The organism is Vibrio sp. A11 (genome assembly GCF_013048705.1).
In the GTDB taxonomy this organism is placed as follows: Bacteria; Pseudomonadota; Gammaproteobacteria; order Enterobacterales; family Vibrionaceae; genus Vibrio; species Vibrio metschnikovii.
Genome location: NZ_VHSI01000071.1, coordinates 1 through 712 on the forward strand (window position 1 = coordinate 1; position 712 = coordinate 712).

3 tRNA genes and 1 rRNA gene are annotated in these 712 nt (G+C 44.7%); all 4 read right to left on the reverse strand.

Annotation, left to right across the window (positions count from 1 at the left end):
- Positions 1–278 precede the first annotated feature (278 nt).
- Positions 279–354 (reverse strand) — tRNA-Val (locus FKQ60_RS17340).
- Positions 355–381: 27 nt separating this feature from the next.
- Positions 382–457, reverse strand: a tRNA-Lys gene (locus tag FKQ60_RS17345).
- 20 nt (positions 458–477) lie between these two features.
- Positions 478–553 (reverse strand) — tRNA-Glu (locus FKQ60_RS17350).
- A 71-nt stretch (positions 554–624) separates the two neighbouring features.
- Positions 625–712: ribosomal RNA gene (locus FKQ60_RS17355) — 16S ribosomal RNA — on the reverse strand; the annotation flags it as partial.

Consider the following 712-nt stretch of genomic DNA (forward strand, 5'->3'; position numbering starts at 1 on the left):
TGAGTGCGAGACAGATTTTGCCGGACTCAATTTTGAAAAGCATCCGAAGATGTTTTTCACCAAGCACACTTGAATGTGTATTTTTGGTCTTTATCAAAAGATAAAGATTGAGAACTTTACAAGTAACCCATCAATGAAGATAAGTTACTTTGTCAGCTTTCCAAATTGTTAAAGAGCAAAGTGTTTTTCACACTTTCTAACGATTCTCAGCGTCAATAATACAGCCACCTAAGTAAACTTGCGCGGCTGGATATTGTTATCCAAGAACATTTAGAGAGTGGTGGGCGATACCGGGTTCGAACCAGTGACCCCCTGCTTGTAAGGCAGGTGCTCTCCCAACTGAGCTAATCGCCCACATTGTTTTACTTCCTGTGGAAGGAATGGTGGGTCGTGCAGGATTCGAACCTGCGACCAATTGATTAAAAGTCAACTGCTCTACCAACTGAGCTAACGACCCAATTTTCTTCATTAAAGAAGTGGTATCCCGTAGGGGAGTCGAACCCCTGTTACCGCCGTGAAAGGGCGGTGTCCTAGGCCTCTAGACGAACGGGACACTAAGATACTCTCTTTACTAATTAAACCAATTCAATCTGTGTGAACACTCATCAATGCACAATCTTTACGTAAGGAGGTGATCCAGCGCCAGGTTCCCCTAGCGCTACCTTGTTACGACTTCACCCCAGTCATGAACCACAAAGTGGCAAGCGTCCTC